Here is a 25122-nt window from a genome sequence, read left to right as displayed (position 1 = left end):
GCGATAGCGGTGTGTCAGTCAAAAATGCTGTGACTGATACACCGCTATCGCGAGCAGGCTCACTCCTACACGGGTTGTGCGCTGGGGTTCAGATCCCGGCCAGCGCCAGATCCATCGCAAAGTAGGTGAAGATCAGATCCGCCCCCGCACGCTTGATCGCGCCCAGGCTTTCGCGCACCACGCGATCCTCGTCGATTGCACCGGCCTGCGCGCCGAACTTGATCATCGCGTACTCGCCGCTGACCTGATACGCCGACAGCGGCAGGTTCGAGGTTTCACGGATGTCGCGGATGATGTCGAGGTACGCGCCGGCCGGTTTGACCATCAGCGCATCGGCGCCTTCCTGTTCGTCGAGCAGCGATTCGCGCAGGGCTTCGCGGCGGTTCATCGGGTTCATCTGATAACTTTTGCGGTCGCCCTTCAGCGCGCTGCCACCGGCCTCGCGGAACGGGCCGTAGAGTGCCGAGGCGAATTTGGTCGAGTAGGCCATGATCGGAATCTGGGTGAAACCGGCGTCATCCAGTGCCCGGCGAATTGCCCGTACCTGGCCGTCCATCGCCGCCGACGGGGCGATCACGTCAGCGCCGGCACGCGCCGCCGCCACGGCTTGCTTGCCGAGGTTGATCAGGGTCTGGTCGTTGTCGACTTCGTGGTTGTGCATCACGCCACAGTGGCCGTGATCGGTGTATTCGCAGAAGCAGGTGTCGGACATCACGATCATTTCCGGCACCGCGTCCTTGGCAATCCGCGACATGCGCGAGACCAGGCCGTTTTCGCGCCAGGTGTCGCTGCCGTTGGCGTCCAGATGATGGGACACGCCAAAGGTCATCACCGACTTGATCCCGGCACGGGCATAACGCTCGATTTCACTGGCCAGCTTGCGCTCGGGAATGCGCATCACCCCCGGCATGCTCTTGATCGGCACGAAGTCGTCGATCTCTTCTTCGACGAAAATCGGCAGCACCAGATCATTCAGGCTGAACTCGGTTTCCTGGAACAGGCTGCGCAGGCTCGCATTGCGGCGCAGACGGCGGGGACGTGCTTCGGGGAACTGGCTGGACATGGGGCTTTCCTGAAATCGGAAGATGAGACGAAAGTCGTAGGGGGCGAAGCTTATGCCTTCGTTGGGCGCCGGTACAAACCTGGATCAATCAAGACAGCATTACCGTCAGCGCAATAATCCGTCAGACAACCCACATTCCCCTGTAGGAGCTGCCGCAGGCTGCGATCTTTTGACTTTGTTTTTAGAAGACAAGATCAAAAGATCGCAGCCTGCGGCAGCTCCTACAGGGAATTGTGTTGATTACGAGGGAATGGTCAGGCCTCGAACGACCGCCGGGCGCGCCAGAAAGCGCTCCAGCACCCGGGTCACGTTCGGGAAGTTGATGATGCCCACCAGATCCCCCGCCTCGTAGAACCCGATCAGGTTACGCACCCACGGGAACGTGGCGATGTCGGCGATGGTGTAGCGCTCGCCCATGATCCAGTCGCGCCCTTCCAGACTTTTGTCGAGCACGCTGAGCAGGCGCTTGCTTTCTTCGACGTAGCGATCACGGGGGCGCTTGTCCTCGTAATCCTTGCCGGCGAATTTGTTGAAGAAACCGAGCTGGCCGAACATCGGGCCGATACCGCCCATCTGGAACATCAGCCACTGAATCGTCTCGTAACGCAGCGCGCCTTCCTGGGCCAGCAACTGGCCGCTCTTGTCAGCGAGGTAGATCAGGATCGCGCCGGACTCGAACAGTGGCAGCGGCTGGTCCTCGGGGCCATGGGGGTCGAGGATCGCCGGAATCTTGTTGTTGGGGTTCAGCGACAGGAACTCGGGAGACAGCTGATCCTGCGTGTCGAAGCCCACACGGTGCGGCTCGTACGGCAGGCCGATCTCTTCGAGCATGATCGAGACCTTGACGCCGTTGGGAGTCGGCAGCGAATAGAGCTGAATCCAGTCGGGGTACTGCGCCGGCCATTTCTGGGTGATCGGGAACGCGGACAGATCGGTCATGGCAAACATCCAGTCACAAGGAAAACACTGATCATAATGTAGGCGCTGCTGCAGGCTGCGATCTTTTGATTTGGTTTCTAAAAGCTGGGTCAAAAGATCGCAGCCTGCGGCAGCTCCTACACGAACCGTAACATCCTGCAGGTAAGGTGCATGAACCAAGCGGCCTCAGTGGACTCTGAGCTATGTCTTTGCAAGGGAAGTACGACACGACATGGACAACACCCGGTGCTGGGAGCCCGCGGTGTAAGGGTTGGTCAGCCCCAACCGAATTTGCTGAAGAATCCTATATTCAATGACGAACCTCATGAGTTTCGCCAAACGCTTCAAACACCGCGCCTACGTGGCCCTGCCCTCCCTGCTGGCGGTCAGTGCGCTGACCTTGTCGCTCGAGTCGAGCCAGATTCGCGCGCAACCGGTGGACGGTACGCAGACCCTGATTTTCCTGCGCCACGCAGAAAAACCCGAGGGCGGTCTCGGCCAGCTCAACTGTCAGGGCCTGAACCGGGCGATCGAGCTGTCGACCCTGCTACCGGAAAAATTCGGCAAGGCGGACTACGTATTCGCCGCCAACCCGACGCGCAACGTCGAGGAAGGCGAGCTGGACAACTCCTACAGCTACATCCGTCCGTTGATGACCATCAGCCCCGCGGCGATCAAGCTCGGCCTGCCGGTGAACATCGAGTTCTCCGCCAACGACACCAGTGACCTGGCGCGCGAGCTGACCGAGGACAAGTACCACAACGCGACGATCTACACCGCATGGTCGCACGGCTATCTGCCGGAGCTGATCAACAAGGTTGCCGGCAAGGCGGTCGGCGAAAAGCAGACCATCACCGACGACTGGGCCTCAGGCGATTTCGATTCGCTGTACGTGCTGACCCTGACCTGGCACAACGGCAAGGCCAGTTTGCAGAGCCACAGCTACAAGCAAGGGCTGGATAACGGCAAGGTGACTTGTCCGACTTGAGTGATTAGCGGTCTGTCGGTTCCTCATCGCTGGCAAGCCAGCTCCCACAGGGTTTGTGTGAAGCCCATATTTACGGTTTCCACAAAACACTGTGGGAGCTGGCTTGCCAGCGATTGGGCCCGCAAGAACACCCTCAAACCCGCTGATTCACCCGCTCACGCAGATACTCCAGCACCGCCCCGCGCTCCCCGGCAAACTCGATCCGCCCGCCCTTCTTCTCACGCTGAAACGCATACATCGGGTCGTAATATTCGCGCAGCAACACGCTGATCCAGTCACGGAACGCCTCGACCGATCCGCTGCGCGCCTGCTCGGCCAAGGCCTCTTCCATCTGCAGGAACATCCGCTGATGGCGTTCGCCACCCAGCCGGCGCTGGATATTGTTCAAACTCGCGATCAACCGTTCGGCATACAGCGCAAAGCCCTGCTCGCCATGCACCGCGACGAACTCGGCGTGCAGGTTGACCACATAGTCCTGCAGGATCCGCTCGACCCGCTGCTCCAGGCTGTCTTCGAGCCAGACCATCGGCGCCACTTGCATGCCCCGGTACAGCGGCAATGGCAAGGCACAACTGCCGACGACCCGGCTCTCGTCTTCCAGCACAAACTGCTGGATCCCGCCGGCGCGTTTTTTCAGCAGATCAACGGCCAGACGGTTTTCGAAATCGATATTGGTCGGTTGCCCGGTGGCGCGTTTGCCGAAACTCGATCCCCGATGATTGGCGTGGCCTTCCAGATCCAGACCATTGCGCAACTGCACCAGCAATTCGGTCTTGCCGGTGCCGGTCATTCCGCCCAGCAGCACCAGATCGCACTCGGCCACGGCCTGATCGATGGTCTCCAGCAGGAACGTGCGCATCGCCTTGTAGCCACCGCCGACCCGCGGATAATCGATCCCGCCCTGCTCCTTGATCCATTGCTGGACGATCTGCGAACGCAGGCCGCCGCGAAAGCAATACAGGTAGCCGTCGGGATGTGCCCGGGCAAACTCGACCCAGCCCTGAATGCGCTGCTCACGCACGTCGGCAGACACCAGCCGCTCACCGAGGGCGATGGCCGCTTGTTGTCCATGCTGCTTGTAGCAAGTTCCGACCTGCTCGCGCTCGCGGTCGTTCATCAGCGGCAGGTTGACCACGCCGGGAAACGCGCCGTGGGCAAACTCGATCGGCGCACGCGCATCCATCATTGGCCGGTCGTTGAGGAAAATATCGCGGTAATCGGTGCAGTCGCGTGACATCAGATCACCTCGACTGCGTGGGTCTGTCGCTCGACCAGCTCGCCGATCGGCGCCAGGTTCAGGCCCAGTTCGGCAGCCACGGCGAGGAACTCGTCGTTACCTTCGGGAGTGACCGCAATCAGCAGGCCGCCGCTGGTCTGCGGGTCGCACAGCACGCGCTTGTGCAACTCCTGCAGACGACCGAGCTTGCTCGAATAGCTGTCGAAGTTACGCAAGGTACCACCGGGCACACAGCCCTGTTCGAGGTAGTACTCGACGCTGTCCAGACGCGGCACATGGTTGTAGCCGATACGAGCGGTCAGGTGGCTGCCATCGGCCATTTCCACCAGATGCCCGAGCAGGCCGAAACCGGTGACATCGGTCATTGCGGTGACGCCGGCCAGTTTGCCGAAACGGCTGCCGGGCTTGTTCAGGGTGCACATCCAGTCGCGGGCCACACCGACATCGCCGGGACGCAATTTGCCCTTTTTCTCGGCGGTGGTGAGGATGCCAATGCCCAGCGGCTTGGTCAGATACAGCAGGCAACCGGCGGTGGCGGTGTCGTTGCGCTTCATGTGGCGCTTTTCCACCAGACCGGTCACGGCCAGGCCGAAGATCGGCTCCGGCGCATCGATCGAATGCCCGCCGGCCAGCGGAATGCCGGCGGCGTCACACACCGCACGCCCGCCGCGAATCACTTCCCGCGCCACTTCCGGCGCCAGCACATTCACCGGCCAGCCAAGGATCGCGATCGCCATCAGCGGGTCGCCGCCCATCGCGTAGATGTCGCTGATCGCGTTGGTTGCGGCGATACGGCCGAAGTCGAACGGGTCGTCGACGATCGGCATGAAGAAGTCCGTGGTCGACACCACACCGCGCTCGGCATCGATCTCGTACACCGCCGCATCATCACGCGAGGCATTGCCGACCCACAGTTTCGGGTCAAGGTTCTGCGCACCGCTACCGGCCAGAATCACTTCCAGCACCTGCGGGGAAATCTTGCAGCCACATCCGGCACCGTGGCTGTATTGGGTCAGACGAATCGGCTCGCTCATGGGAGAGTCTCTGGCAGTTGATGGGGCGGATTCTAGCAGAGCGCGGGCCAGCAGATTTTTGCGCTGAGTGTTCGGCCCCCCTTCGCGAGCAAGCTCGCTCCCACAGGGGATCGCTGTCATCCACAAATCCTGTGTTCACTGAAAATCCAGTGTGGAAGCGAGCTTGCTCGCGAAAGCTATCAACGGGTCCCCACGGTTTCACGGCCGGGCACAAAAGGTGCCCTGATGAAAAACCATCTGCCACTGCTCCCCCTGCCGCCGCCATACCGAACTGCGCAGGCTGTCCGCCGGCACCCGCTGGCCGACAGCGACGGTATGGCAGTGATACGTCACCAGCGCCGAATCTTCCGACAACGGTTTGAACGTGAACTGACTGACGGTACGTTGGGCGAACGCTTGCTGCGGCAGCGCTTCCAGCACAGCGGATTTGTTCCAGATGCCGCCGCTGGCGCCGAATTCGACAAAGTCGTCCGCGATCAGTCTCGCCAGTTCAGCAGGGTCCTCGCGGACGGCGCGCGACAGCAGGCGGTTTTCCAGATGTAACAAATGCTTCGACAGATCCATCTCGTTCCTGCCTCACTGCATAAATCACTCGCCACAAAGGCTTTCAATTGTGCAAAAAAAACCGCCCTTTCGGGCGGCTAAAGTACTTCGACCATGATTCAGAAGCTTTGACTGAAGCTGATGTTGAACGCGCTGTCGTTGTTGTCGCTCGAGACCTGGCCCGAGTAGCCGATGCCCAGTTTGCCGGTCGGGGTGACCTGGAAGTCGATGCCGGCTTCGAGCAGTGCGCTGTCCTTGGCAATCGGCACGCCCTGGGTGCTGAACGAGGCGCCGCCGTCGATGAAGGTCAGGTCGGCGTCAGGTTTGGTGTCGCCGTAGGCATGCCGCCAGCCGATGGCCGCGCGTGGCGTCAGTTGACTGCCATTGGCCAGAGTCACCAATTTGCCGATGCGCACGCCGAGGGTCGAGTAAGTGATGTCCTGATCGGCGTCGGCCTTCAGGCGCCCCACTCCACCTTTTTCCTTGCCGGTATCGCTGTCGTAGTTCACGTAGGCAAGCCCTGCGAACGGTTCGATGGCAACGCCTGCTGCGCTGATCGCGTAACCCACTTCACCGAACACCTGCGCACTGCGTGCGTCGTAATCGGCCTTCAGGCGATCGTTGTAGCTGCCGACGCTGACATCGCGTTTGGTCTCGATGCTGTGCCAGCTGTAAGCCGCGCCGAGGCGCACTGCCAGTGCATCGAATTGCGAGTTCAGATAACCGGCCAGGTGGTAGCTGTCGACCTTGGCATCCGAGTTGCGATCATGCGCATTGAGATTGCTGCGGGTATAGCCGGCCGCCATCCCGGCACGCCAGGTGTCATCCAGCGCCTTGTCGGTGCCGAGCATGAAACCGCCGAGGTTGCGATCGACCTTCGCCGTGTTGCTGTCGCCGCCCATGTCACCCCAGGCACCGATGGCCCGGATCCAGCCGACCATTTCCCCATGGCAGCCGTTGCTGCTCAGTTGCGTGTCGCTCGGTGCCAGGGTTCTGCGCGGATCGTCCGCCGCGCTGCACGATGGCTGACGCATGCGGTCATTCACCGCTTCACGGATGAAGCGCGAATCCTCAAGCATGGCGCTGGCGGTACTGGCGTGGATTTCCCCGGAGAGGCTGTCGAACGCATTACGCGCACCGGCCACGCTGAGGTTGACGATCTGGTTCTGCAACGCCGCACCGGCCACACCGTTATTGGACAGTGCCGTGGCGGTGCCGCGCTGGTTGCCCGTGTTAGCGACATCGGCGAACGAGTTGCCGTTGCGGCTCACAGCCAGGGTGACCGAGTCGGCACCGTAGACCAGCGAGCTGTCGAGGAACGCGTACTGCGGCAGATCGGCGGCACTGAAGGTGCCAGTCACACCACCGCCCGCGGTGATCAACGAGTAAGTGGTATTGCCGGTGAACGGCGCCAGGCTGTTGACCACCAGACCGCCGCCCAATGCCGCCGTACCACCCACCGCCAACGGTGTCGCGGTTGGCGAACTGACCGTCAGCGCCAGCACACCATCACTGCTGTTGGTCAGGTTGCCGGCCACGCTCAAGGTGCCGTCAGCCCCCCCGGAAGCTACTACACCGTGGTTGACCACCGAACCGACGCTGCCGTTACCGCTAAGGCCTGCGCCGTTGGCGACCGTGACTTGTGCGCCCAACGAAGCCCGGGCCGCACGGCTGCCGACTTGCAACACGCCTTGATCGACCGAGACGGTGCCACTGAACGGCTGATTACCGGTCAGCAACAACGTGCCGGCGCCGCGTTTGGCCATCGCCCCGAGTCCGCTGAGGATGCCGTTGAACTGACCATTGGCATTCTGCTGGAACACCAATGTGGCGTTGTCGGTGATGTTGCCTTGCAGGCTTGTGGTGTTACCGATCAGCGTACCGCCACTGACGGTGGTGCCACCGCTGTAGGTGTTGGCACCCGTCAGCACAAGGGTGCCGGAATCGAGTTTCTCGATACCGCCGGTGCCGATCAGCGGCACGTCGATTTCAGCACTGGCCCCGGCATTGACCCGCACCGGCGCCAGGCTGCCGTCCGCACCGTTGACTGGCGTCAGCGTACCGCCAGCGCCCGGCACCAGGCTGTAGCCGTCGGTGAGGAACTGCAGACCGGTGAAGTTTTGATTGCCCTGCACAGTGACGATACCGGCCTGGCCACCAAACACTGCGAATTGACCATTGGACGCCAGCGCCAGCGTGCCGCTCGGATCGGTCCAGTTGGTGCCCGGGCCCCACACGCCACTGCCGCCACCGATACTGCCGTCAGGATTGGTGGTGCCGCCGTTCCAGAACTGCACTTCACCCGGACTGCCCTGCACCAGCAGGTTGACCTGATTGGCAATCGCGGTTTGCAGGGTCAGGTTGGCCGCCGATACCGGCAGGCTGCCGTAGACCAGACCGTTGTCGGTCAGGCTGCCGCCGTAACGGAACAGTTGATAGACCCCGGTGCCAAAGCCGCCGGCATTGCTGATGTTCAGCGTGCCGTCGAGGGTCAGGTTGCCGGCGACGTTGACCACCGTGGTGGAGCTGGCGGCCGAGCCGAGGCTGAAGTCCAGGTTGGTGCCCGAGGACAATGCCAGCGCACCGACCGACAACGGCGTGGCCGTGCCGCCACCGCTCAGCGTTGCACCGCTGGCCAGTTGTACGTTGCCACCCAGTTGCCCGCTGCCGCCGATTTTCGCGCCGCTGGCGACGTTGACGTTGGCGCTGTTGAGCACACCGTTGACGATCAGGTTGCCGGCCTGCACCGAGGTGTTGCCGGTAAAGGTGTTGTTGCCGGTCAGCAGCAACTGGCCGGTGCCGGTCTTGTTCAGCGTGCCGGCGCCGGTGAGGTTGCCGGTGTAGCTGCCGTCGGCGTTTTGCGCGAAGGTCAGCGCTGCGTTGTTGACGATGGCGCCTTGCAGGCTGCTGGTGTCGCCAGTGGTAGTGCCAGCGTTCAGCGTGGTGCCGCCGCTGTAGGTATTGGCACCACTCAGCACGAGGTCAGCGCTGCCGTTTTTCACCAGACTGCCGGTGCCGGTGATGGCGCCGAGCAGCGTGGTGTTCTGGTTGCCGGCCAGGGTCAGTTGCGACCCCAGATTGATCGCGTTGGCCAGTTGCAGCGCCGAGCTGCTGTCGAGGCTACCGTTGCCGGTCACGTTCAATGCACCGCTGCTGATCGCGCTGTTATTGCCCAGCACCAATGTGCCGCCAGCGAGCTGAGTGCCGCCGCTGTAAGTGTTGCTGCCGTTGAGCGTCAGGCTCGATGCGCCAGTCTTGATCAGGCTACCGCTACCGCTGACTACACCGCCGAGGGTCAATGCGTTGGAGCCGGCGACGGTCAAGCCGCCATTGAGCACCACAGCGTTGGCGAGACTGACCGCTGCGTTGCTGTCCAGTGCAGTCCCGTCCGCAGCGGTCAACACACCGCTGCCGAGCGCGGCGTTGTTGCCGACCACGATCTTGCCGCCATTGAGCGCGGTGCCGCCGGTGTAGCCGTTGGCGGCGTTGAGCACCAGCGTACCGCTGTCGTATTTGCCGAGGGTGCCGCTGCCGTTAAGCGCAACGCCGACGGTCGCGGTGGCGTTCGGATCGACCCGTACCGAGGCATTGCCCAGCGAACCGTTGACCAGATTCAGCGAACCCGCCGTGCCGTTCTGCAGGTTGTAGCCATCGGTAACGAACTGCATGCCGGTGATGGTTTGTGCACCGTTTACGGTGACCGTACCCGCCGCACCCTGGAACACCGCGAAGTTGTTGGTCCAGGCCTGATTGGTGGTGCCGTTGACGTCGGTCCAGTTGGTGGTGCCGGTGCCCCAGGTGCCGCTGCCGCCATCGACCGAACCGTTGGCGACGAGTTGGTTGCCGTCCCAGAACTGCACGGTGACGCCCGGTGCGGTAACCAGCAGGTTGATCTGGTTGGCCAGCGCGGTTTGCAGAGTCAGATCGCCGGGGGTGACGCTGCCCGGCACCGTGCCGATCAGCATGCCGTTGTCGGTCAGGCCGCCGGTGTAGTTGATCAGGCGATACACACCGCTGCCGAAACCGCCGATGTCGCTGACATTGAGGTTGCCGTCGAGGGTCAGGTTGCCGCCAACGTTGACCAGCGCGTTACCGCCACCGGAGACCGGCGTACCCAGGCCGACATCGAAGTTGGAGTTGCCGTTGAACACCAGTGAATCCACCGCCAGGGTGCTGCCGGTGACGCCGGCCAGATGACCGCCATCGGCCACCGTCACCGCACCGGTCAGGGTGCCGCTGCCACCGAGAGTGCCGCCGCTGTTGACCAGCACGTTGCCGCTGGCCAGCGAGCCGTTGACCTGCAGGGTGCCGGCGTTGACGTTGGTATCGCCGGTCAGGTCGCTGATGCCGCTGAGGGTCAGCGTACCCGTGCCGAGTTTGGTCAGTCCGCCGTCACCGCTGAGGATGCCGGCGAAGGTGCTGCTGACGTTGTTGCCACCCAGGCTCAGGGTGTTGCCGGTGCCGACCAGCGCGGTACCGCTGCCGGTCAGGCTGGCGAGGCTGCCCGAAGCACCGAGATTCAGCGCCGCGCCGCCCGCGAGATTGACCGTGGCGTTGTTGCCCAATGCCGCGCCGCTGAGGGTGGTCAGGCTGCCGGAGAGCACATCGAAAGTGCCGCTGAAGGTGTTGTTGCCGGACAGCGTCACGTCGGCCAGACCGTTTTTGGTCAGAGTGCCGGCCCCGGCGATCACGCCGCCAAGGGTCAGGTTGTTGTTACCGCTCAGACCGAGGTTGGCGTTGAGGTTGATGTTGTTGGCCAGCACCAGCGGTGCGCTGCTGTCGAGACTCGAAGCACCGGCAACGGTCAGAGCACCGCTGCCCAGTGCCGAACCGGTGCCAACGGTCAGCGTGCCGGCATTCAGCGTGGTGCCACCGGTGTAAGTGTTGATGCCGTTGAGCGTCAGGTTCGACGCGCCGTTCTTGATCAGCCCCCCGGTGCCGCTGACCACGCCGCTGAGCGCTACGTAGCTGCTGCCGGTATTGGTCAGATTGGCGTTGAGCACCACGTTGTTGCCCAGCGACACCGAGGTGTTGCTGTCCAGCGCCGAGGCACCGGCCACGGTCAGGTTGCCCAGACCGAGTGCGCCGTTGCTGCCGGCAGTCAGGGTGCCGGCGTTGAGGGTGACGCCGCCGAGGAAGTTGTTGGCCCCGCTCAGGATCAGGTTGGCCGCGCCATTCTTGGTCAGGCTGCCGGCGCCATTGATCGCGCCGCTCAGTGTCAGATCGTTGCTGCCGACAATACCCAGGTTGCCCGCCAGGTTGATCGCGTTACCCGCCGTGAAGGCGCCGCTGGCATCCAGTGTGGTGCCATTCGCCGCGTTCAGGGTGGCCGAGCCCAGCGCGCTGTTCGACGCCAGAATCAGACCGCCCGCGTTCAGTGCCACCGGCCCGAGGAAGGCGTTGTTGCCACCGAGGGTCAGGTTGGCCGCGCCATTCTTGATCAGACCACCCGTGCCGCCAATGACCCCGTTGAGAGTCAGCGCGTTGCTGCCGACCACGGTCAGGTTGCCGTTGAGTGTGGCGGCGTTGCCGAGGGTCACGGCGGTGTTGCTGTTCAGTTGCGTACCGGCGTTGGCGGTCAGTGTGCCGCTGCCCAGCGCGGTGTTGCTGCCGACAATGATCTTGCCACCGTCCAGCTGCGTGCCACCGCTGTAAGTGTTGGCGCCGTTGAGCACCAGCGTGCCGGTGTCGAGTTTGTTGAGGATGCCGCTGCCATCGATATTGACGCCGACGGTCGCGGTCACGCCCGGATCGACCCGCACTGCCGTGGTCCCGCCAGTGCCATTGACGGCGGTCAGTTGCCCCGCCGCACCGTTGACCAGGCTGTAGCCATCAGTAAGGAATTGCATGCCGGTGAACGCTTGCGTGCCGTTCACCGTCACAGTGCCCGCAGCTCCCTGGAACACCGCGAAGTCACCGGCCCATGGCTGGTTGACCAGACCGTTGGCATCGGTCCAGTTGGTGCCGACCGCGTTCCACGTGCCGCTGCCGCCATCGACCACGCCGTTGGCAATGGTCTGGCTGCCGTCCCAGTAACGGATGTTGACGTTCGGTGCCGACACCTGAATGTTGATCTGATTGGCCACACCGGTCTGCACCACCAGATCGCCGAGGCCATAGCCGACCGGCACGCTGGCGACGTCCAGGCCCAGATTGGTCAGAGCACCGGTGTAGTTGAACAGGCGATACACACCGACGCCGAAACCGCCGGCATCGCTGACGTTGAGATTGCCGTCCAGTGTCAGGTTGCCGCCGACGTTCATCAGCGAGGTGGTCGACGGTGTCGCCAGGGCGACGTCAACATTACTGCCGGCACCAAGGGTCAGGCCACTGGCCGACAAGGTATTGCCCGAGGACAGCGCCAGATGACCGCCGTTGTTGATGTTCACCGTGCCAAGCGCCGAGCCGCTACCGGTCAGGGTACCGCCAGTGTTGACGTTGACCTGCGTACTGCCCAGCGAACCGGACAGATCCACGGTACCGCCATTGATCGCGGTGTTGCCGGTGATGCCGTTGATTCCGGTGAGGTTCAAGGTGCCGGTGCCGACCTTGGTCAGGCCACCGCTGCCACTGAGATCACCATCAAAAGTGCTGGTGACGTTGCCGCCACCGACGGTCAACGTGTTGCTGCCGGTCAGTTGCACACTGCCGCTGCCGGTCAGCGCGCCGAGGCTGGCATCGCTACCGAGATTCAGGCCGGCACCGGCACTGATGTTGACGCCAGAAGTGTTGCCCAGCGCATTGGTGTTGAGGGTGGTCACGCTGCCGGAGACGATGTTCACGGCGCCGGTAAAGGTGTTGTTGCCGGCCAGGGTCAGATCCGACAGACCGTTCTTGGTCAGGCTGCCGGCGCCGTCGATGATGCCGTTGAGGCTCAGGTCGTTATTGCCGGCCACCGTCAGCCCGGCATTGAGGGTGATCGCGTTGCCGATGCCGAACGAGGCGCTGTTATCCAGCGTCGCCGCGCCGCCGACGGTCAGGCCACCACTGCCCAGACCGTTGGCATTGCCCAGGGTCAGGGTGCCCGCGTTGAGAGTAGTGCCACCACTGAAAGTGTTGTTGCCATTGAGCGTCAGATTCGCTGCGCCGTTCTTGATCAATTGGCCGGTACCGCTGACCACGCCACCGAGGCCGAGGTTCTGCGTACCGCCGACCGTCAGCCCGGCGTTGAGCGCAACGGCATTGCTCAGGTTGACCAGCGGCGAGTTGCTGTCCAGCGTCGCTGCACCGCCGACGGTCAGCGCGCCGCTGCCGAGTGCCGAACTGTTGCCGACGGTCACAGTACCGGCATTCAGCGTGGTGCCGCCGGCATAGTTGTTGGCCGCATTCAAAATCAGATTGGCCGCGCCGTCTTTCACCAGACTGCCGGCGCCGCTGACCAGACCGGTCAAGGTCAGATCTGCCGTGCCACCGATATTCAAGGCTCCCGTCAGGCCCACTGCGTTGTTCAGGCTGACGGCGGTGTTGGCGTCCAGCGTGGTGTTGGCCGCCGCATTCAGCGTGCCGACGCCCAGCGCGGTGTTGCTGCCGACAATCAGCTTGCCGGTGTTCAGTGCGGTGTTGCCGAAATAGGTGTTGGCGCCGTTGAGTGTCAGGTCGGCCGCGCCGTTCTTGGTCAGCCCACCGATGCCGGCGACCACCCCGCCGAGGGTCAGCGCATTGCTGCCGCCGACGGTCAGGGTGCCGCCGAGGTTGACGTTGTTGGCCAGGGTCGCAGCGGTACTGGCATCCAGCGTGGTGCCGTTCGCAGCGTTCAGTGCCCCCGTACCCAGAGCGGTGTTGGAGCCGACCACCAGCGAACCGGCATTCAGCGCGGTGGTGCCGGTGTAGGTGTTGTTGCCGGTCAGGGTCAGGCTTGATGCGCCGGTCTTGATCAATCCGTTGACGCCGCTGATCACCCCGCCAAGGGTCAGCGCATTGGCGCCACCGGTGGTGAGGTTGGCATTGAGAATCAAGTTGTTGTTCAAGGTTACAGCGGAACTGCTGTTGAGGGTGCCCGCACCTTCCACCGACAAGGCGCCGGTGCCCAATGCCGCGCCGTTGCCGACGGTCAGGCTGCCGGCATTCAGGGTGGTGCCGCCGCTGTAGGTGTTGGTGCCGTTGAGGGTGAGATTGGCGGTGCCGTTTTTCACCAGTTGACTGGTACCGCTGATCACGCCGCCGAGGGTCAGCGCGTTGCTGCCGCCGATCCCCAGGCTGTTGTTGAGAATGACGTTGTTGTTCAACGTCACCGCCGCATTGCTGTCGAGCGTCGCCACCCCACCGACAGTGATGTTGCCGCTGCCGAGCGCCGCATTCGCGCCCGCCGTAATGGTGCCGGCGTTCAACGCAACGGGACCGAGGAAGGTGTTGGCGCCATTGAGAATCAGATTGGCCGCGCCGTTCTTGGTCAGCCCGCCACTGCCGCTGACGATGCCGCCCAGGGTCAGGTCGGCGCTGCCGCCGATGTTCAGGTTGCCGCCGAGGCTGACCGCATTGGTCAGCGCCACCGCTGTACTGGCATCGAGCGTGGTGCCCGCCGCCGTGGTCAATGCGCCGGTGCCCAGCGCGGTGTTGCTGCCGACAATCAGCGTGCCGGCGTTGAGCGCCGTGCCGCCGGTGAAGGTGTTGTTACCGCTGAGACTCAGGTTCGCGGTGCCGTTCTTGATCAGGTTGCCGGCGCCGCTGATCACGCCGCTCAGGCCCAGTGCCTGAGTACCGCCGATGGTCACTCCTCCCGCCAGCGCGACGGCGTTGGCCAGGGTCACCGCGGTGGTCGCATCCAGCGTGGTACCGGCTGCCGCGCTCAGCGCACCGGTCCCCAGCGCGGTGTTGCTGCCAACGAACAGGCTACCGGCGTTAAGCGCCGTACTGCCGCTGTTGGTGTTGCTACCAGTCAGGGTCAGGCTCGCGGTGCCAGACTTGGTGATGCCACCAGTGCCGGACAACACGCCACCCAGGGTCAGCGCGTTACTGCCGAGCACGTTGAGCGCGCCGGTCATGCCGATGTTGTTGGCCAGCGTGACGTTGGCAGTGCTGTCGAGGCTGGTGCCGGCTGCGGTGTTCAGCGCGCCGCTGCCCAGCGAGTTGTTGTTGGTCACCAGCAGGCTGCCGGCGCTCAAAGTGGTAGTGCCGGTATATCCGCTGTTGGCGCCGCTGAGGGTCAGGCTGCCGGTGCCGGTCTTGGTCAGGCCGCTGCTGCCAGTGATCAAGCCGCCGAGAGTGAGTGCGCCGGTACCGCCGGCCGTCAATGTGCCGCCGAGGCTGATGGCGTTGTTCAGGTTGATCGTGCCGGGCGCGCTCAAGGTGGTCGCGCCGGTGACGTTGACGGTACCGGTGCTCAGCGCCAGGTTGTTGCCCAACTGCACGGTGCCGCCGTTGAGCGTGGTGTTGCCCAGGTAGGTGTTGGCAGCGCTGAGGCTCAGTTGCCCGGTACCGACTTTGCTCAGGCCGCCACTGCCGGAAATCACCCCGCTCAGGGTGGTGGCGTTGGTGCCCTGCACGGTCAGGCCACCGGCGCCGAGGGAGATCAGATTGCTGAGGTTCAACCCGGCGTTGCTGGCCTGGAGGATCCCGCCGTTGGAGGTCAGTACCCCGCTGCCGAACGTGGCGTTGTTGTTGAACTGCGCAACACCGCCATTGAGCGTGGTCGCGCCGCTGACCAGTGGCCCCTGCAAGGTCCAGGTGCCGCTGTTGATGGTCAGGTTGTTGAAGTTGACGTAAGTGGCGCTCGACGCCGTGCCGACCCCGGTGGTGCCGCCGCCGACACCGGCCGGGTTTTGCAGGATCAGGCTGTTGGTACCGCCCGCGCCGCCGTCGACGGTACCGGTGGGGGCGAAGGTCAGGTTGATGCCGATCAGTCCGCCGAGGCCGACGCTGACCTGCACGCCGTCACCCACGTTGACGCTGGAGCCGGTTACCGCCGTGAAGGTGTTGGTACTGCTCGCCCCCATCGACACGCCGCCGGTGATTGCACCGGCGTTGGTGAAGGTGTTGCCCGCCGCCGAGGTCTCGAAGGCGATCCGGCCGTTGATGACGCCGGTGCTGCTGTTGGTCATGTTGACCTGCGAACCACCGTACACGCCGACCACCGGGGTGTCGGCCAGGGTGATGCCGCCGACCGAGAGTCCGGTCGAGGTGATGGTGCCGTTGTTGGTGATGCTGGTGGTGCCGGCCGCGGCGTTGTTCACCGCAATACCCAGACCATCGAGGCTGGTCAGGTTGAGCCCGAGCAGCATGCCGGTACCGCGAATGATCCCGCTGGCATTGTTGAGCACGCTGACCGTACTGGTTGCGCCCGTACCGATGAAGGCACCGCCGCTCAAAACAGACACCAGCCCGAGCAGCGCCGGGTCGATCGTCCCGGAGTTGTTCAGGCTGATATTGACTCCGGTCAGGTCCATCACGTGGCCGCCGAGCGTCGCGTTCATCTGCGCCCCGGAGTTTACGTTGACCGTCAGGCCGCTGGTGGCACTGGCGAAATTGTTGAGAAACAGCGGCAGCGTCGGCACCCCGGTACAGGTCACCGTGGAGCCTGCCGTGGAGCACGTGGCCAATGCAGGCGCGCTGACCCCGCCGAACAACAGTCCGGCGACACTCAGGTGCACAGCAAGGGAAAGTGGGGAAAAACGCGAAACGAGGGCGACACCAAACCTTGCTTCCACGGGCTACTCCTTGTCGTGGCCAAATTCTTCCTTGAAGGCGTGTAGCCGTGCTTATTCCACACGCGAATCAAGACTGCGACGGTCATCACAAAACCGCGTCATGCCTGACAAGCTAGTAGACGCCCCGCGATGGAGCACTGATTAAATGGTGTTAATACTTTAATACTAGGGCGGTCTAGAACAGGGGTTTCGGCCAGTAAACACTGATCTCTATGTACGCTTCATCACCCTGTAGGAGCTGCGGCACGCTGCGATCTTTTGATCCTGATCTTCAAAGCAAAATCAAAAGATCGCAGCGTGCCGCAGCTCCTACAGGGGCGAACGGAGCGACTTGGTACGTGTTGTGCAAACGTTTGCGACCTGCCTATAACGGCTTTTTCGTAACAAAACCGTACAGACCCGCAGAACCCGGGCCTCGATTCGTAAAAAAAGGACTTTGAATGCACGCTGCTTCCCTTCTTCGCGCCCCATTTGCGCGCACTTTTGTTGTTTCCCTGCTACTGACCGGCGTTACCGGAGTTCTCAGCCACAGCGCGATGGCGCAACCAGCCCTGCCCGAGGAATCCGCTGAGGGCGAAACCCTCAGCCCGGAAGCTGCCCCGCCGAAAAAAGGCGCCTACCTGTCGGACTGGTACAACCAGGACCTGACGCTGATCGGCAGCAAGGACATCAGCTTCGGGCCGCAACCGGCTGACGATATCTATCTGGAATATGAGTACTTCGGGCGCAAGGGTCCGTTCGAGCTGTACGGCTACGTCGACATTCCGAAGATCTTCAACATCGGCAACAGCCACGACAAAGGCGTGTGGGATCACGGCTCACCGGTGTTCATGGAACACGAGCCACGCATCTCCATCGACTACCTCGCCGGCCGCAGCCTGGCCATCGGCCCGTTCAAGGAATGGTACGTGGCGTTCGACTGGATCTACGATCACGGCAGCCGCAAGGAGAACCGCGCCAACACCCTGTACAGCGGCTTCGGCACCGACATCGATACCCACTCGCGGGTCAATCTGTCGGCCAACCTGTACGGGCGCTACCAGTGGGAAAACTATGGCGCGAGCAATGAATATTCGTGGGACGGTTACCGCGCGCAGCTTAAATACATCGTGCCCATCGACAAATTCAGCAACGGCGCGTCGCTGACCTACATCGGTTTCACCAACTTCGACTTCGGCTCAGACATCCACAAGGACAACCCGGCACGCACCGCCAATGCCACGGTGGCGACCAACGTGTTGCTGTATTCGTTCACCCACTTGCGCTTCACCCTGGTCGGCCGTTACTTCCACAACGGCGGCAACTGGGAGGACGGCAGTGAGCTGAACTTCGGCGACGGCAATTTCCGCGCGCGCTCCAACGGTTGGGGTTACTACGCCGGCATCGGCTATCAGTTCTGAAATCAGGAGATTCTCATGCAAGCAATGACGCGTCTGACCCTGGCCGCTGCGGCCCTGCTCTCTTCCACCACCTGGGCGACTGAAGCGCCGATCCAGCCGAAAGTGGTGCTGATCACCATGTTCGCCCCCGAGGCACAGAACTGGATCGAGCGCCTCGATCTCAAGCAGGAAATCCGCGTACCGGGCCTGTCCGCCGAGTACCCGACCATCCGCTGCAACGCACAACAGGTGTGCCTGCTGACCACCGGCATGGGCCAGACCAACGCCGCCGCTTCAACCCTGGCCTTGGCCCTGTCGCCGAAATTCGACCTGCGCAAAAGCTGGTTCCTGATCGCCGGGATCGCCGGCATCAGCCCCAAACACGGCACCATCGGCACCGCCGCGTGGGCGCATTATCTGGTGGAATTCGGCACGCAATGGGAGCTGGATTCGCGCGATGCGCCGGCGAGCTGGCCGACCGGTTACCTCGGTATCAACACCAAGGGTCCGAACGAAAAACCGCCGCTGGACTACAAGACCGAAGTCTTCGAACTCAACCCGCAACTGCAGGCCAAAGCCTTCGCCCTGAGCCACAAGGTCGAACTGAGCGAGAGCAAGGAATCGGCGGCGTGGCGCCGCAAATACCCGTCGGCCCCGGCCAATCAGCCGCCAGTGGTTACGCGCTGCGACACGCTGGCGGGCAACACCTGGTTCTCCGGTACACGCCTGAGCGAACGCGCCGAGGTCTGGACCAAATTGCTGACCGACAACCAGGGCGAATATTGCACCACGCAACAGGAAGACAATTCGACCTACGAGGCCTTGTTGCGCGCCAGTCGCGAAGGTCTGGTGGATGTGCAGCGTCTGGCGGTGGTACGTGCAGGCTCTGACTTCGACCGTCCGGCGCCGGGCGGCAGTGAGGTGGACAATCTGCTGAAGTACGCCGATCAGGGCGGCTTTGTGCCGGCGCTGGAAAACCTCTATCGCGCGGGCAATCCGCTGGTGCAGGACATTCTGAAAAACTGGACGGCGTGGGAAAACGGCGTTCCGCAATCCTGAGCCCAACAAAAAACCCTGTGGGAGCTGGCTTGCCAGCGATGGCATCAGTCCAGTCAATATCTTCATCGACTGTTCTACCGCTATCGCTGGCAAGCCAGCTCCCACAGGTTATGCGGTGTCTGGAAGATCAGGGGATGAGGATGACCTTGTCGCCACTGCCCTGATTCACCTCTGCATAGCGCTGCAACCCTTGCGCCAATGGCACCTCCACCAACCCCTGCGGCAACGGCAACAGATCCTCATCAAAGAACCGCCCGAACTGCTCAAGCATCGCCGCACAGGCCTGCACGCCGTACAACAGCGAGTTGATCCCGACCACCGAACCGCCCTTGCGATACAACGCCAACGCCGGCAACTGCACATGGCCGTCGACCGGTGCGGCGATGATCGCGATGCGCCCGAACGCGGCCAATGCCGCCACCGAGGCCGGTAGCCAGAAACCGGTGGTATCGAAGATCACGTCGGCGCCACCGCTGTACACCGCGTTGACCTGCGCACCGAGGTCTTCGGGTTTATCCAGCTGAATCGTCTGGAAGCCCTGCGCCTGCAACTCCTTGACCTGCTCCGGCCGACGCGCTGCCGCGAGGATTTGCGCACCACGTACCTTGGCCAGCGCCAACGCCGCCGTGGCCACCGCACCGCCGCCGATCACCAGCAAACGGGTTTCAGCGGCCACCAGACTGCGTTCCAGCGCATCCCACGCCGTGGTGTACGGAACACCGAGGCTGGCCGCTTGGGCGAAACTCAAGTGCGAAGGTTTGTGCGCCACGCCATTGGCCGGCAGTTTGACGAACTGCGCGTGCGAGCCATCGGCAAAAAAGCCCAGCTCACGCCCGGTGCCCCAGACTTCCTGACCGAGCAACGCCTGCGGTCCCTCGACCACGACACCGGCAAAATCGCGCCCGGGAATCCGTGGCAATGTGGTGTACGGAAACCGCCCGAGCACGTTCTTCACGTCACTGGGATTGAGACCGGCCGCCTTGATCTCGACCAGCACTTCATCAGTGCCGGGCATTGGGGTCGGTACGTCGACGAAACGCAGGGAAGACAGATCGCCGGTTTTATCGAATTGCAGTGCTTTCATGAGGACATCCACCAAAGGAAAAAAAGAGAATTCAGGACAACCAACCGGCGACCAGTTGCCGGCCCATCGGCCACAACTGCTCACCCGCGAGCATGCCCAGCAGCCCCACCAGCGCGATGGCCGGTGGTGCCGGGGAACGGAAATCCAGCGCGCCATAGAGCAGGCCGACACCCAGACCGATGGCCAGCGAAATCAGGTAGTTCATGGAGGAAACTCCGCCGCGTTAAAAGAATGGGCAGAGTCTAGGGAAGGATGGGCAGCGGTATCGGCCAAGGACTTCTGAATTTCGGCCAACTTGGAAAGTCACCACATGACCTTGTGGGAGCTGGCTTGCCAGCGATAGCGATTTGTCTGCCATGAAGACGTTGAATGTACCGACGCCATCGCTGGCAAGCCAGCTACCACAGGATTGTGTTCAGCCCGTGGAGAATTGCGAAGGCGCCACGCCCAGCTCGCGCCGGAACATGTCACTGAAACTGCTCGGCGCATACCCCAGCTCGCGAGCGATCACACTCACCGGCACGCCCTGAATCAACTCGGCCACCGCCGTCGCCAGTTGCACCTGCCGCCGCCATTCGGCGAAGCCCATGCCGAGGCTGTCCTTGAACAGCCGCGCCAGCGTGCGCACGCTGGCCCCGGCATTTTCCGCGTGCTGCTCGAACGGGATCTCCAGCGACGGCGCGGCCATCACCGCCTGGCACAGGTTCATCAGGCGCCGGTCGGAATCGTCCGGCAGCGCGATCTTCAATTGTGAGCGCCGGGCGCGCTTGAGCTCCAGCAACGCCAGCCCGACCAGGGCGTCGTAATAGGCCGGCTCACCGTTATCGCCCTGCTCCACCAGGCCGACGATCAACTCACGCAACAGCCCACCAACCTCGATCACCTGCACCGTCGGATCCAGCGTCGCCGCCAGCACCGGGCGCAGGTAGATATTGCGCATCTGCAAGTCCGAGACCACCCGAATCCCGTGTGGCACCCCGGGCGGCAACCACACCGCGCGCTGCGGCGGCACCACCAGCGCCTCATGCGGGGTCTCGACCCACATCACCCCGCTCATCGCATACAGCAACTGCCCCCAGACATGCTCGTGCGGCTCGATGAACAGACCACGCGGATAGGTACGCGCCAGCGGTTGCACCGGCACATCGGTATCCGTGAGATCGGGGGGTGCGGCTAGGGCCATGGCGAGCATTCATTGGGGTTGGCGGAGCGGCCATGGTAACCACTGCGTCCACGCGTCGCCAACGATAGATACCGTCGGACAATCCGAGTGAATTTTCCCGACGCGCCGCGATCCTTCTAATACCACAGGGAGGAATACGGGCTTTATGAACAACGCAAAACTGTTTGTCATCGATTACACCCTTCACGGCACGCCTAAGTCGTTCATTATCCGCTCGGACAAGATGGACAATGCCGAGGCGTGGCACTGGGCAAGTTGCGACGCCGGCGTGGGTCGCATCCCGCGGTTTGGCCGGGAAAAAGTGCAAAAGACCAGCAAACCGATGGCGGAGAAATTCGGCGTGGAAAATGTCACATGGCGACCGGCGAGCTAGAATCTCGTCAGACGATGGGGACTCTTTGGGGGCATACACAATGACCAGCATCTTCAGCCCGGCGCATCTGGATTACGGACTGGACACCCTGTTCGGACGTATCACCAAAAGCGTGGACTGTCGGGTGGGTCTTGAGGCTGTCGAAGGCGACCCCTATAGCTTTGCCCTGCGCGTGCCGGCGCCGTTACCGGAAGACCTCGACCAGGCGAAAACCGTGGTGGTGCGGGTTGACGGTCGACGACTGCAAGGCACGGTCCGCCATACCGAACGGCTGGATGATGAAAGCCTGAAACTGCAAGTGGAGCCTGATTAGGCTCCACTTTTTTATGCGCGCGGTTATTTGGGGTGGGCGCAATGGCAGCCTTTGCTTGAACACTCCGCACCGTCCTTGTGGTGGTGCGCGCAGGCTTCACAGCAATAGTGTTTGCCGTGTACGGCGTAAGAGTGGTCGCCTTCTTTGATGGTGCATTTGCAGTTGGGGCAATCGCATTTTCTATCGGGCATGGGGCAGACTCCTTTTGTGGTGGTTGTCTGGGCTTTGGGATAAGCCGTAAATACCAGTGTAGGAGCTGCCGCAGGCTGCGATCTTTTGATCTGGTTTTTTTGGGGGGATTGGGTGCCTGCTGGCGATATTGGGTGAATATCCGTTTCTGCGGGTGCTGCCGCTGGCGGTTTCGCTCTTACAGCGAGTCCCTTTTTCAAACGCCAAAAAGGAACCAAAACGCTTTGCCCCCGGCGTACGGCACTTCGCTGAGGCTCAGTGTTCCCTCGCTACGGTGTCCATCCGGGGGCATCGCCTACGGTTTGCTTCGCTGCACCTCCTCTCGATGTATGCGGCTGCGCCGCATGGCGCTGCGCGCCTACCCCCGGATGGACACCTACGCTCGGCCTGCCGAAGGGGCTGAAGATCAAAAGCCACATCAAAAGCCAAAGCCAAAGCCAAAGCCAAAGCCAAAGCGGATCAAAAGATCACAGCCTTCGGCAGTTCCTACATGGGATTGGGTGTATTCAGTTGGAGATTGGTCGGCTGACAGGCCGCCTTCGCGAGCAAGCCCGCTCCCACAGTTGGGCCGGGTGCATCCGCAAGAGATTGGTCGGCTGTCAGGCCGCCATCGCCAGCAGGCTGGCTCCTACAATTTAGAGAGCGTGCACCCCATGCGGCGAAGCCGCCCCACTCAACACAATGAGCGTTAGCTCGAGTAAAGCTTTTGATCTCAGGGCCCGTCGGCAGGCTGAGTGGAGGGATTCATCCGGGGGTGGGAGCGCAGCGACCGTTTGGCGCAGCCAAACACAGCGAGAGGAGGTGCAGCGAAGCAAACCGTAGGCGCTGCCCCCCGGATGAATCCCGGAGCGAAGGAACCCGAGCCTAGGCGAGGGCCGAACGTCAGGGTAAAGCCCTTTTGGTTACTTTTGGGGCGTTTGCCAAAAGTGACCCGCCGTAAGGGCGGAACCCTAATCAGCCTTCACCCAAAAAACGGATCTACACCCAAAACTCAATCAGAGCGACGAACACTACTCCGATACATAAAAACCAAAGCCAACCCCAGACACACCATCGCCAACACCCGAGAAGACGAAAGCTCGATCGCCGGATTCCCCAACCAGCCAAAATTATCGATCAACATCCCCATCCCAAGTTGACCAACAATCACCGCAACAGTCGCCACCGCAGTCCCCACAACAGGCACCGCGCCAACCATGACCATCATGTAAACCACCCCAAACAGCGCCCCACAGACCTGCCACTTCGGCACATCAAGCAAACTCACCGCATGCGCCGGCTCAAAAAACACAATCAACAACCCGGTGACCACCGCCCCGACGAAAAACGTCAGCAGACTGCTGCGCAACACCCCGACCGTTTCACCGAGGCGTCCATTGATGGCCGCCTGCACACTCAACACTGCGCCCGCCAACACCACCACAGCCAACAAAATAACCAGACTCATATTCTCAACCCCGCGCAATCAGAACCAATGCCACCACAATCAACACCAATGCCAGCCACCGCTCGGCATTGACCTTCTTGCGCGTCGCGCCGAACCAGCCGAAATGGTCGATCAGCACACTCTTGCCGACCTGCCCGGACAAAATCGCGATCATCGTCATCGCGATCCCGATATGCGGCGTCGCCAGGGTCAGCACCACCACGTACATCGGCCCCAGAAACCCGCCGATCAATTGCCAGCGCGGCAGATCGGTCAGCGCCGGGCCTTTCTGCGGGCCGGCGAACAACAGCAGCAAAAACAGAATCGCCGAACCTACGCCGAAAATGCTCAAAGTCGCCCACAGATGCCCGACCTGCTCCCCCAACGGCCCCAGCAACCCGGCCTCCACCGACAGGCCCATGCCGGCCAGAATCACCAGCGGCAGCAACAACAGGCGCAACCCCGGCTTGCTGACCGGCGCCGCCCCACTCACTTCATCCAACGTCTGCATATCAAGATTCCACGCAAGTAAACGATGGCGCGGATTATCGGCTGGCGCCGCTGTGCGATAAATGGGAGCATTCAGACAACACTTTTGCGCAACTCGCACAGCAGGATGATTCATGCACGGGCTCAATGAACTGGGATTCAAGGCACTCAGGCTGTTTGTGGCGGTGCTCGACCACGGCAGTTTTTCCGAAGTCGCCCGCCGCGAGGGCGTGGCGCCCTCTTCGATCTCGCGGCAGATTCAGTTGATGGAGCAGGCGCTGAACCAGCAATTGCTCTACCGCCACACCCGCGCCGTGACGCCGACCGAGGCCGGACGCATGCTCGGCCACCACGCGCGGCTGGTGCTGGTGCAACTGGAGGAAGCCGAGCAGGCGTTGCAGGAACAGCAAAGCGAACCCACCGGGCTGGTGCGGATCAACGCGCCGGTGGTATTCGGTCAAAGGCATCTGACGCCGTGGCTCGGTCAGTTGCGCGCGCGCTATCCGCAGCTGCAACTGGACATCCAGCAGACCGACCATTACGTCGACCCGTTGCAGGAAGGCGCCGACCTGCTGTTTCGCATCGGCCCGCTGCACGACTCGAGCATGCAGGCGCGGATTCTGGCGCCGCATCGCTTTCAGGTCGCCGCCAGCCCGGCCTATCTCGAGCGCCACGGTACTCCGCAACACCCGCAGGATCTGGCGCAGCACCAGTGCCTGGCCTACAAGGGCGCGACTGGCCAGCAGCGCTGGTTTTTCCGCCAGGGCCAGGGTGACTGGACGCCTTACTCGGTCAAAGGCCCGATCACCGGCAACCACGCCGACACCCTCACCCAGGCCGCCGAGCAAGGCCTGGGGCTGGTGATGTTTCCGTCCTGGCTGATTGGTGAGGCGGTGCGCGAAGGCACGCTGGTGCCGGTGTTGCGCGAGTATCAGGTGTCCAACAGCCTGGAACCGCAGCAGATCGCGGTGCTGTGGCCGGGGAGCCGGCGGTTGTCGGTGAAGGTGCGGACGGTGATTGATTTCTTTGTCGAGTGCTTTGGTGAAGTGCCGTACTGGGACAGACCTTGAAGCTGAAAATCAAAAGCCCCTCACCCTAGCCCTCTCCCGGAGGGAGAGGGGACTGATCGGGGGATAGTCAAGAGATACGCTGACGTGAACGATCGGCTTTGAATCCAGAATCGACTGGTTTTTTCAGGTCG

Annotated in this window: 18 protein-coding genes; 6 read left to right on the top strand and 12 right to left on the bottom strand. The window is 62.5% G+C overall.

Annotated elements, in window-relative coordinates; genetic code table 11:
• Positions 1 to 88 precede the first annotated feature (88 nt).
• The gene (gene hemB, locus ACIP8I_RS03450) at positions 89 to 1063 is read right to left on the bottom strand and encodes a porphobilinogen synthase (protein WP_400758689.1); all 975 of its coding nucleotides are present in this window, start codon (positions 1061 to 1063) and stop codon (positions 89 to 91) included.
• Positions 1064 to 1303: 240 nt separating this feature from the next.
• Positions 1304 to 2002 carry a glutathione binding-like protein gene (locus ACIP8I_RS03445; RefSeq protein WP_400758688.1) on the bottom strand — a complete coding sequence of 233 codons (699 nt, stop codon included), beginning with the start codon at positions 2000 to 2002 and terminating at the stop codon, positions 1304 to 1306.
• Between the two features lie 292 nt (positions 2003 to 2294).
• Between ACIP8I_RS03445 and ACIP8I_RS03440 the strand changes: the two genes are divergently transcribed.
• The gene (locus ACIP8I_RS03440; protein ID WP_098968050.1) at positions 2295 to 2969 is read left to right on the top strand and encodes a histidine phosphatase family protein; all 675 of its coding nucleotides are present in this window, start codon (positions 2295 to 2297) and stop codon (positions 2967 to 2969) included.
• Positions 2970 to 3102: 133 nt separating this feature from the next.
• Here the strand turns inward: ACIP8I_RS03440 and mnmH are convergent, their stop codons facing one another.
• The 4 genes from mnmH to ACIP8I_RS03420 all read right to left on the bottom strand — a co-directional run bounded on the left by mnmH (position 3103) and on the right by ACIP8I_RS03420 (position 16426).
• On the bottom strand, positions 3103 to 4206 hold the full coding sequence (gene mnmH / locus ACIP8I_RS03435; RefSeq protein ID WP_367084045.1) for a tRNA 2-selenouridine(34) synthase MnmH: 1104 nt from the start codon (positions 4204 to 4206) through the stop codon (positions 3103 to 3105).
• Complete coding sequence (selD, locus tag ACIP8I_RS03430) at positions 4206 to 5240, bottom strand: selenide, water dikinase SelD (RefSeq protein ID WP_007966620.1); 1035 nt, start codon at positions 5238 to 5240, stop codon at positions 4206 to 4208. Before selD ends, mnmH begins: the two co-directional genes overlap by 1 nt.
• Before the next feature lie 198 nt (positions 5241 to 5438).
• Entirely contained in the window at positions 5439 to 5804 is a 366-nt protein-coding gene (locus ACIP8I_RS03425) for a DUF4440 domain-containing protein (protein WP_400758685.1), read from the bottom strand.
• Between the two features lie 98 nt (positions 5805 to 5902).
• Entirely contained in the window at positions 5903 to 16426 is a 10524-nt protein-coding gene (locus ACIP8I_RS03420) for an autotransporter-associated beta strand repeat-containing protein (protein ID WP_400758683.1), read from the bottom strand.
• 440 nt (positions 16427 to 16866) lie between these two features.
• Here ACIP8I_RS03420 and ACIP8I_RS03415 point away from each other — a divergent pair, with 440 nt between their 5' ends.
• Both ACIP8I_RS03415 and ACIP8I_RS03410 read left to right on the top strand, forming a co-directional pair.
• Positions 16867 to 17826, top strand: a complete 960-nt coding sequence (locus ACIP8I_RS03415) for a nucleoside-specific channel-forming protein Tsx (protein WP_400758681.1) — start codon at positions 16867 to 16869, stop codon at positions 17824 to 17826.
• 15 nt (positions 17827 to 17841) lie between these two features.
• On the top strand, positions 17842 to 18864 hold the full coding sequence (locus ACIP8I_RS03410; RefSeq protein ID WP_400758679.1) for a purine-nucleoside phosphorylase: 1023 nt from the start codon (positions 17842 to 17844) through the stop codon (positions 18862 to 18864).
• A 127-nt stretch (positions 18865 to 18991) separates the two neighbouring features.
• Here the strand turns inward: ACIP8I_RS03410 and ACIP8I_RS03405 are convergent, their stop codons facing one another.
• The 3 genes from ACIP8I_RS03405 to ACIP8I_RS03395 all read right to left on the bottom strand — a co-directional run bounded on the left by ACIP8I_RS03405 (position 18992) and on the right by ACIP8I_RS03395 (position 21140).
• The gene (locus tag ACIP8I_RS03405; RefSeq protein WP_400758677.1) at positions 18992 to 19948 is read right to left on the bottom strand and encodes a zinc-binding alcohol dehydrogenase family protein; all 957 of its coding nucleotides are present in this window, start codon (positions 19946 to 19948) and stop codon (positions 18992 to 18994) included.
• A gap of 31 nt (positions 19949 to 19979) precedes the next feature.
• Complete coding sequence (locus tag ACIP8I_RS03400; protein WP_007969534.1) at positions 19980 to 20153, bottom strand: DUF1427 family protein; 174 nt, start codon at positions 20151 to 20153, stop codon at positions 19980 to 19982.
• Positions 20154 to 20363: 210 nt separating this feature from the next.
• A complete protein-coding gene (locus tag ACIP8I_RS03395) occupies positions 20364 to 21140 on the bottom strand; it encodes an AraC family transcriptional regulator (protein ID WP_400758675.1) in 777 nt (258 codons plus the stop codon).
• A 136-nt stretch (positions 21141 to 21276) separates the two neighbouring features.
• Here ACIP8I_RS03395 and ACIP8I_RS03390 point away from each other — a divergent pair, with 136 nt between their 5' ends.
• Together ACIP8I_RS03390 and ACIP8I_RS03385 are read left to right on the top strand one after the other, a co-directional pair.
• Complete coding sequence (locus ACIP8I_RS03390; RefSeq protein ID WP_003223528.1) at positions 21277 to 21504, top strand: DUF6555 family protein; 228 nt, start codon at positions 21277 to 21279, stop codon at positions 21502 to 21504.
• Positions 21505 to 21544: 40 nt separating this feature from the next.
• Positions 21545 to 21817, top strand: a complete 273-nt coding sequence (locus ACIP8I_RS03385; RefSeq protein WP_400758673.1) for a hypothetical protein — start codon at positions 21545 to 21547, stop codon at positions 21815 to 21817.
• A 23-nt stretch (positions 21818 to 21840) separates the two neighbouring features.
• Here ACIP8I_RS03385 and ACIP8I_RS03380 read toward each other — a convergent pair whose 3' ends face one another.
• From ACIP8I_RS03380 to ACIP8I_RS03370, 3 genes are all read right to left on the bottom strand, one after another.
• Positions 21841 to 22008 (bottom strand): metallothionein, encoded by a 168-nt coding sequence (locus tag ACIP8I_RS03380; protein WP_007969539.1) that lies wholly within the window; start codon positions 22006 to 22008, stop codon positions 21841 to 21843.
• A gap of 989 nt (positions 22009 to 22997) precedes the next feature.
• Entirely contained in the window at positions 22998 to 23453 is a 456-nt protein-coding gene (locus ACIP8I_RS03375) for a DMT family transporter (RefSeq protein WP_098968038.1), read from the bottom strand.
• A 4-nt stretch (positions 23454 to 23457) separates the two neighbouring features.
• Positions 23458 to 23943: a DMT family transporter gene (locus ACIP8I_RS03370; RefSeq protein WP_400758671.1), complete on the bottom strand. Its 486-nt coding sequence runs from the start codon at positions 23941 to 23943 to the stop codon at positions 23458 to 23460.
• A 112-nt stretch (positions 23944 to 24055) separates the two neighbouring features.
• Here ACIP8I_RS03370 and ACIP8I_RS03365 point away from each other — a divergent pair, with 112 nt between their 5' ends.
• Positions 24056 to 24991: a LysR family transcriptional regulator gene (locus ACIP8I_RS03365; RefSeq protein WP_400758669.1), complete on the top strand. Its 936-nt coding sequence runs from the start codon at positions 24056 to 24058 to the stop codon at positions 24989 to 24991.
• Positions 24992 to 25122 lie beyond the last annotated feature (131 nt).

Origin of the sequence: Pseudomonas sp. NPDC088414 (genome assembly GCF_044753325.1) — a bacterium.
In the GTDB taxonomy this organism is placed as follows: domain Bacteria; phylum Pseudomonadota; class Gammaproteobacteria; order Pseudomonadales; family Pseudomonadaceae; genus Aquipseudomonas.
The sequence above is the reverse complement of the archived record's forward strand: the minus strand, read 5'-3'. Positions and strand labels throughout refer to the sequence as shown.

What these genes read in the sequence shown, in the direction of transcription:
- hemB (WP_400758689.1), bottom strand. Translation starts at nt 1,063, where the DNA reads ATGTCCAGCCAGTTCCCCGAAGCACGTCCCCGCCGTCTGCGCCGCAAT.
- ACIP8I_RS03445 (WP_400758688.1), bottom strand. Translation starts at nt 2,002, where the DNA reads ATGACCGATCTGTCCGCGTTCCCGATCACCCAGAAATGGCCGGCGCAG.
- ACIP8I_RS03440 (WP_098968050.1), top strand. Translation starts at nt 2,295, where the DNA reads ATGACGAACCTCATGAGTTTCGCCAAACGCTTCAAACACCGCGCCTAC.
- mnmH (WP_367084045.1), bottom strand. Translation starts at nt 4,206, where the DNA reads ATGTCACGCGACTGCACCGATTACCGCGATATTTTCCTCAACGACCGG.
- selD (WP_007966620.1), bottom strand. Translation starts at nt 5,240, where the DNA reads ATGAGCGAGCCGATTCGTCTGACCCAATACAGCCACGGTGCCGGATGT.
- ACIP8I_RS03425 (WP_400758685.1), bottom strand. Translation starts at nt 5,804, where the DNA reads ATGGATCTGTCGAAGCATTTGTTACATCTGGAAAACCGCCTGCTGTCG.
- ACIP8I_RS03415 (WP_400758681.1), top strand. Translation starts at nt 16,867, where the DNA reads ATGCACGCTGCTTCCCTTCTTCGCGCCCCATTTGCGCGCACTTTTGTT.
- ACIP8I_RS03410 (WP_400758679.1), top strand. Translation starts at nt 17,842, where the DNA reads ATGCAAGCAATGACGCGTCTGACCCTGGCCGCTGCGGCCCTGCTCTCT.
- ACIP8I_RS03405 (WP_400758677.1), bottom strand. Translation starts at nt 19,948, where the DNA reads ATGAAAGCACTGCAATTCGATAAAACCGGCGATCTGTCTTCCCTGCGT.
- ACIP8I_RS03400 (WP_007969534.1), bottom strand. Translation starts at nt 20,153, where the DNA reads ATGAACTACCTGATTTCGCTGGCCATCGGTCTGGGTGTCGGCCTGCTC.
- ACIP8I_RS03395 (WP_400758675.1), bottom strand. Translation starts at nt 21,140, where the DNA reads ATGCTCGCCATGGCCCTAGCCGCACCCCCCGATCTCACGGATACCGAT.
- ACIP8I_RS03390 (WP_003223528.1), top strand. Translation starts at nt 21,277, where the DNA reads ATGAACAACGCAAAACTGTTTGTCATCGATTACACCCTTCACGGCACG.
- ACIP8I_RS03385 (WP_400758673.1), top strand. Translation starts at nt 21,545, where the DNA reads ATGACCAGCATCTTCAGCCCGGCGCATCTGGATTACGGACTGGACACC.
- ACIP8I_RS03380 (WP_007969539.1), bottom strand. Translation starts at nt 22,008, where the DNA reads ATGCCCGATAGAAAATGCGATTGCCCCAACTGCAAATGCACCATCAAA.
- ACIP8I_RS03375 (WP_098968038.1), bottom strand. Translation starts at nt 23,453, where the DNA reads ATGAGTCTGGTTATTTTGTTGGCTGTGGTGGTGTTGGCGGGCGCAGTG.
- ACIP8I_RS03370 (WP_400758671.1), bottom strand. Translation starts at nt 23,943, where the DNA reads ATGCAGACGTTGGATGAAGTGAGTGGGGCGGCGCCGGTCAGCAAGCCG.
- ACIP8I_RS03365 (WP_400758669.1), top strand. Translation starts at nt 24,056, where the DNA reads ATGCACGGGCTCAATGAACTGGGATTCAAGGCACTCAGGCTGTTTGTG.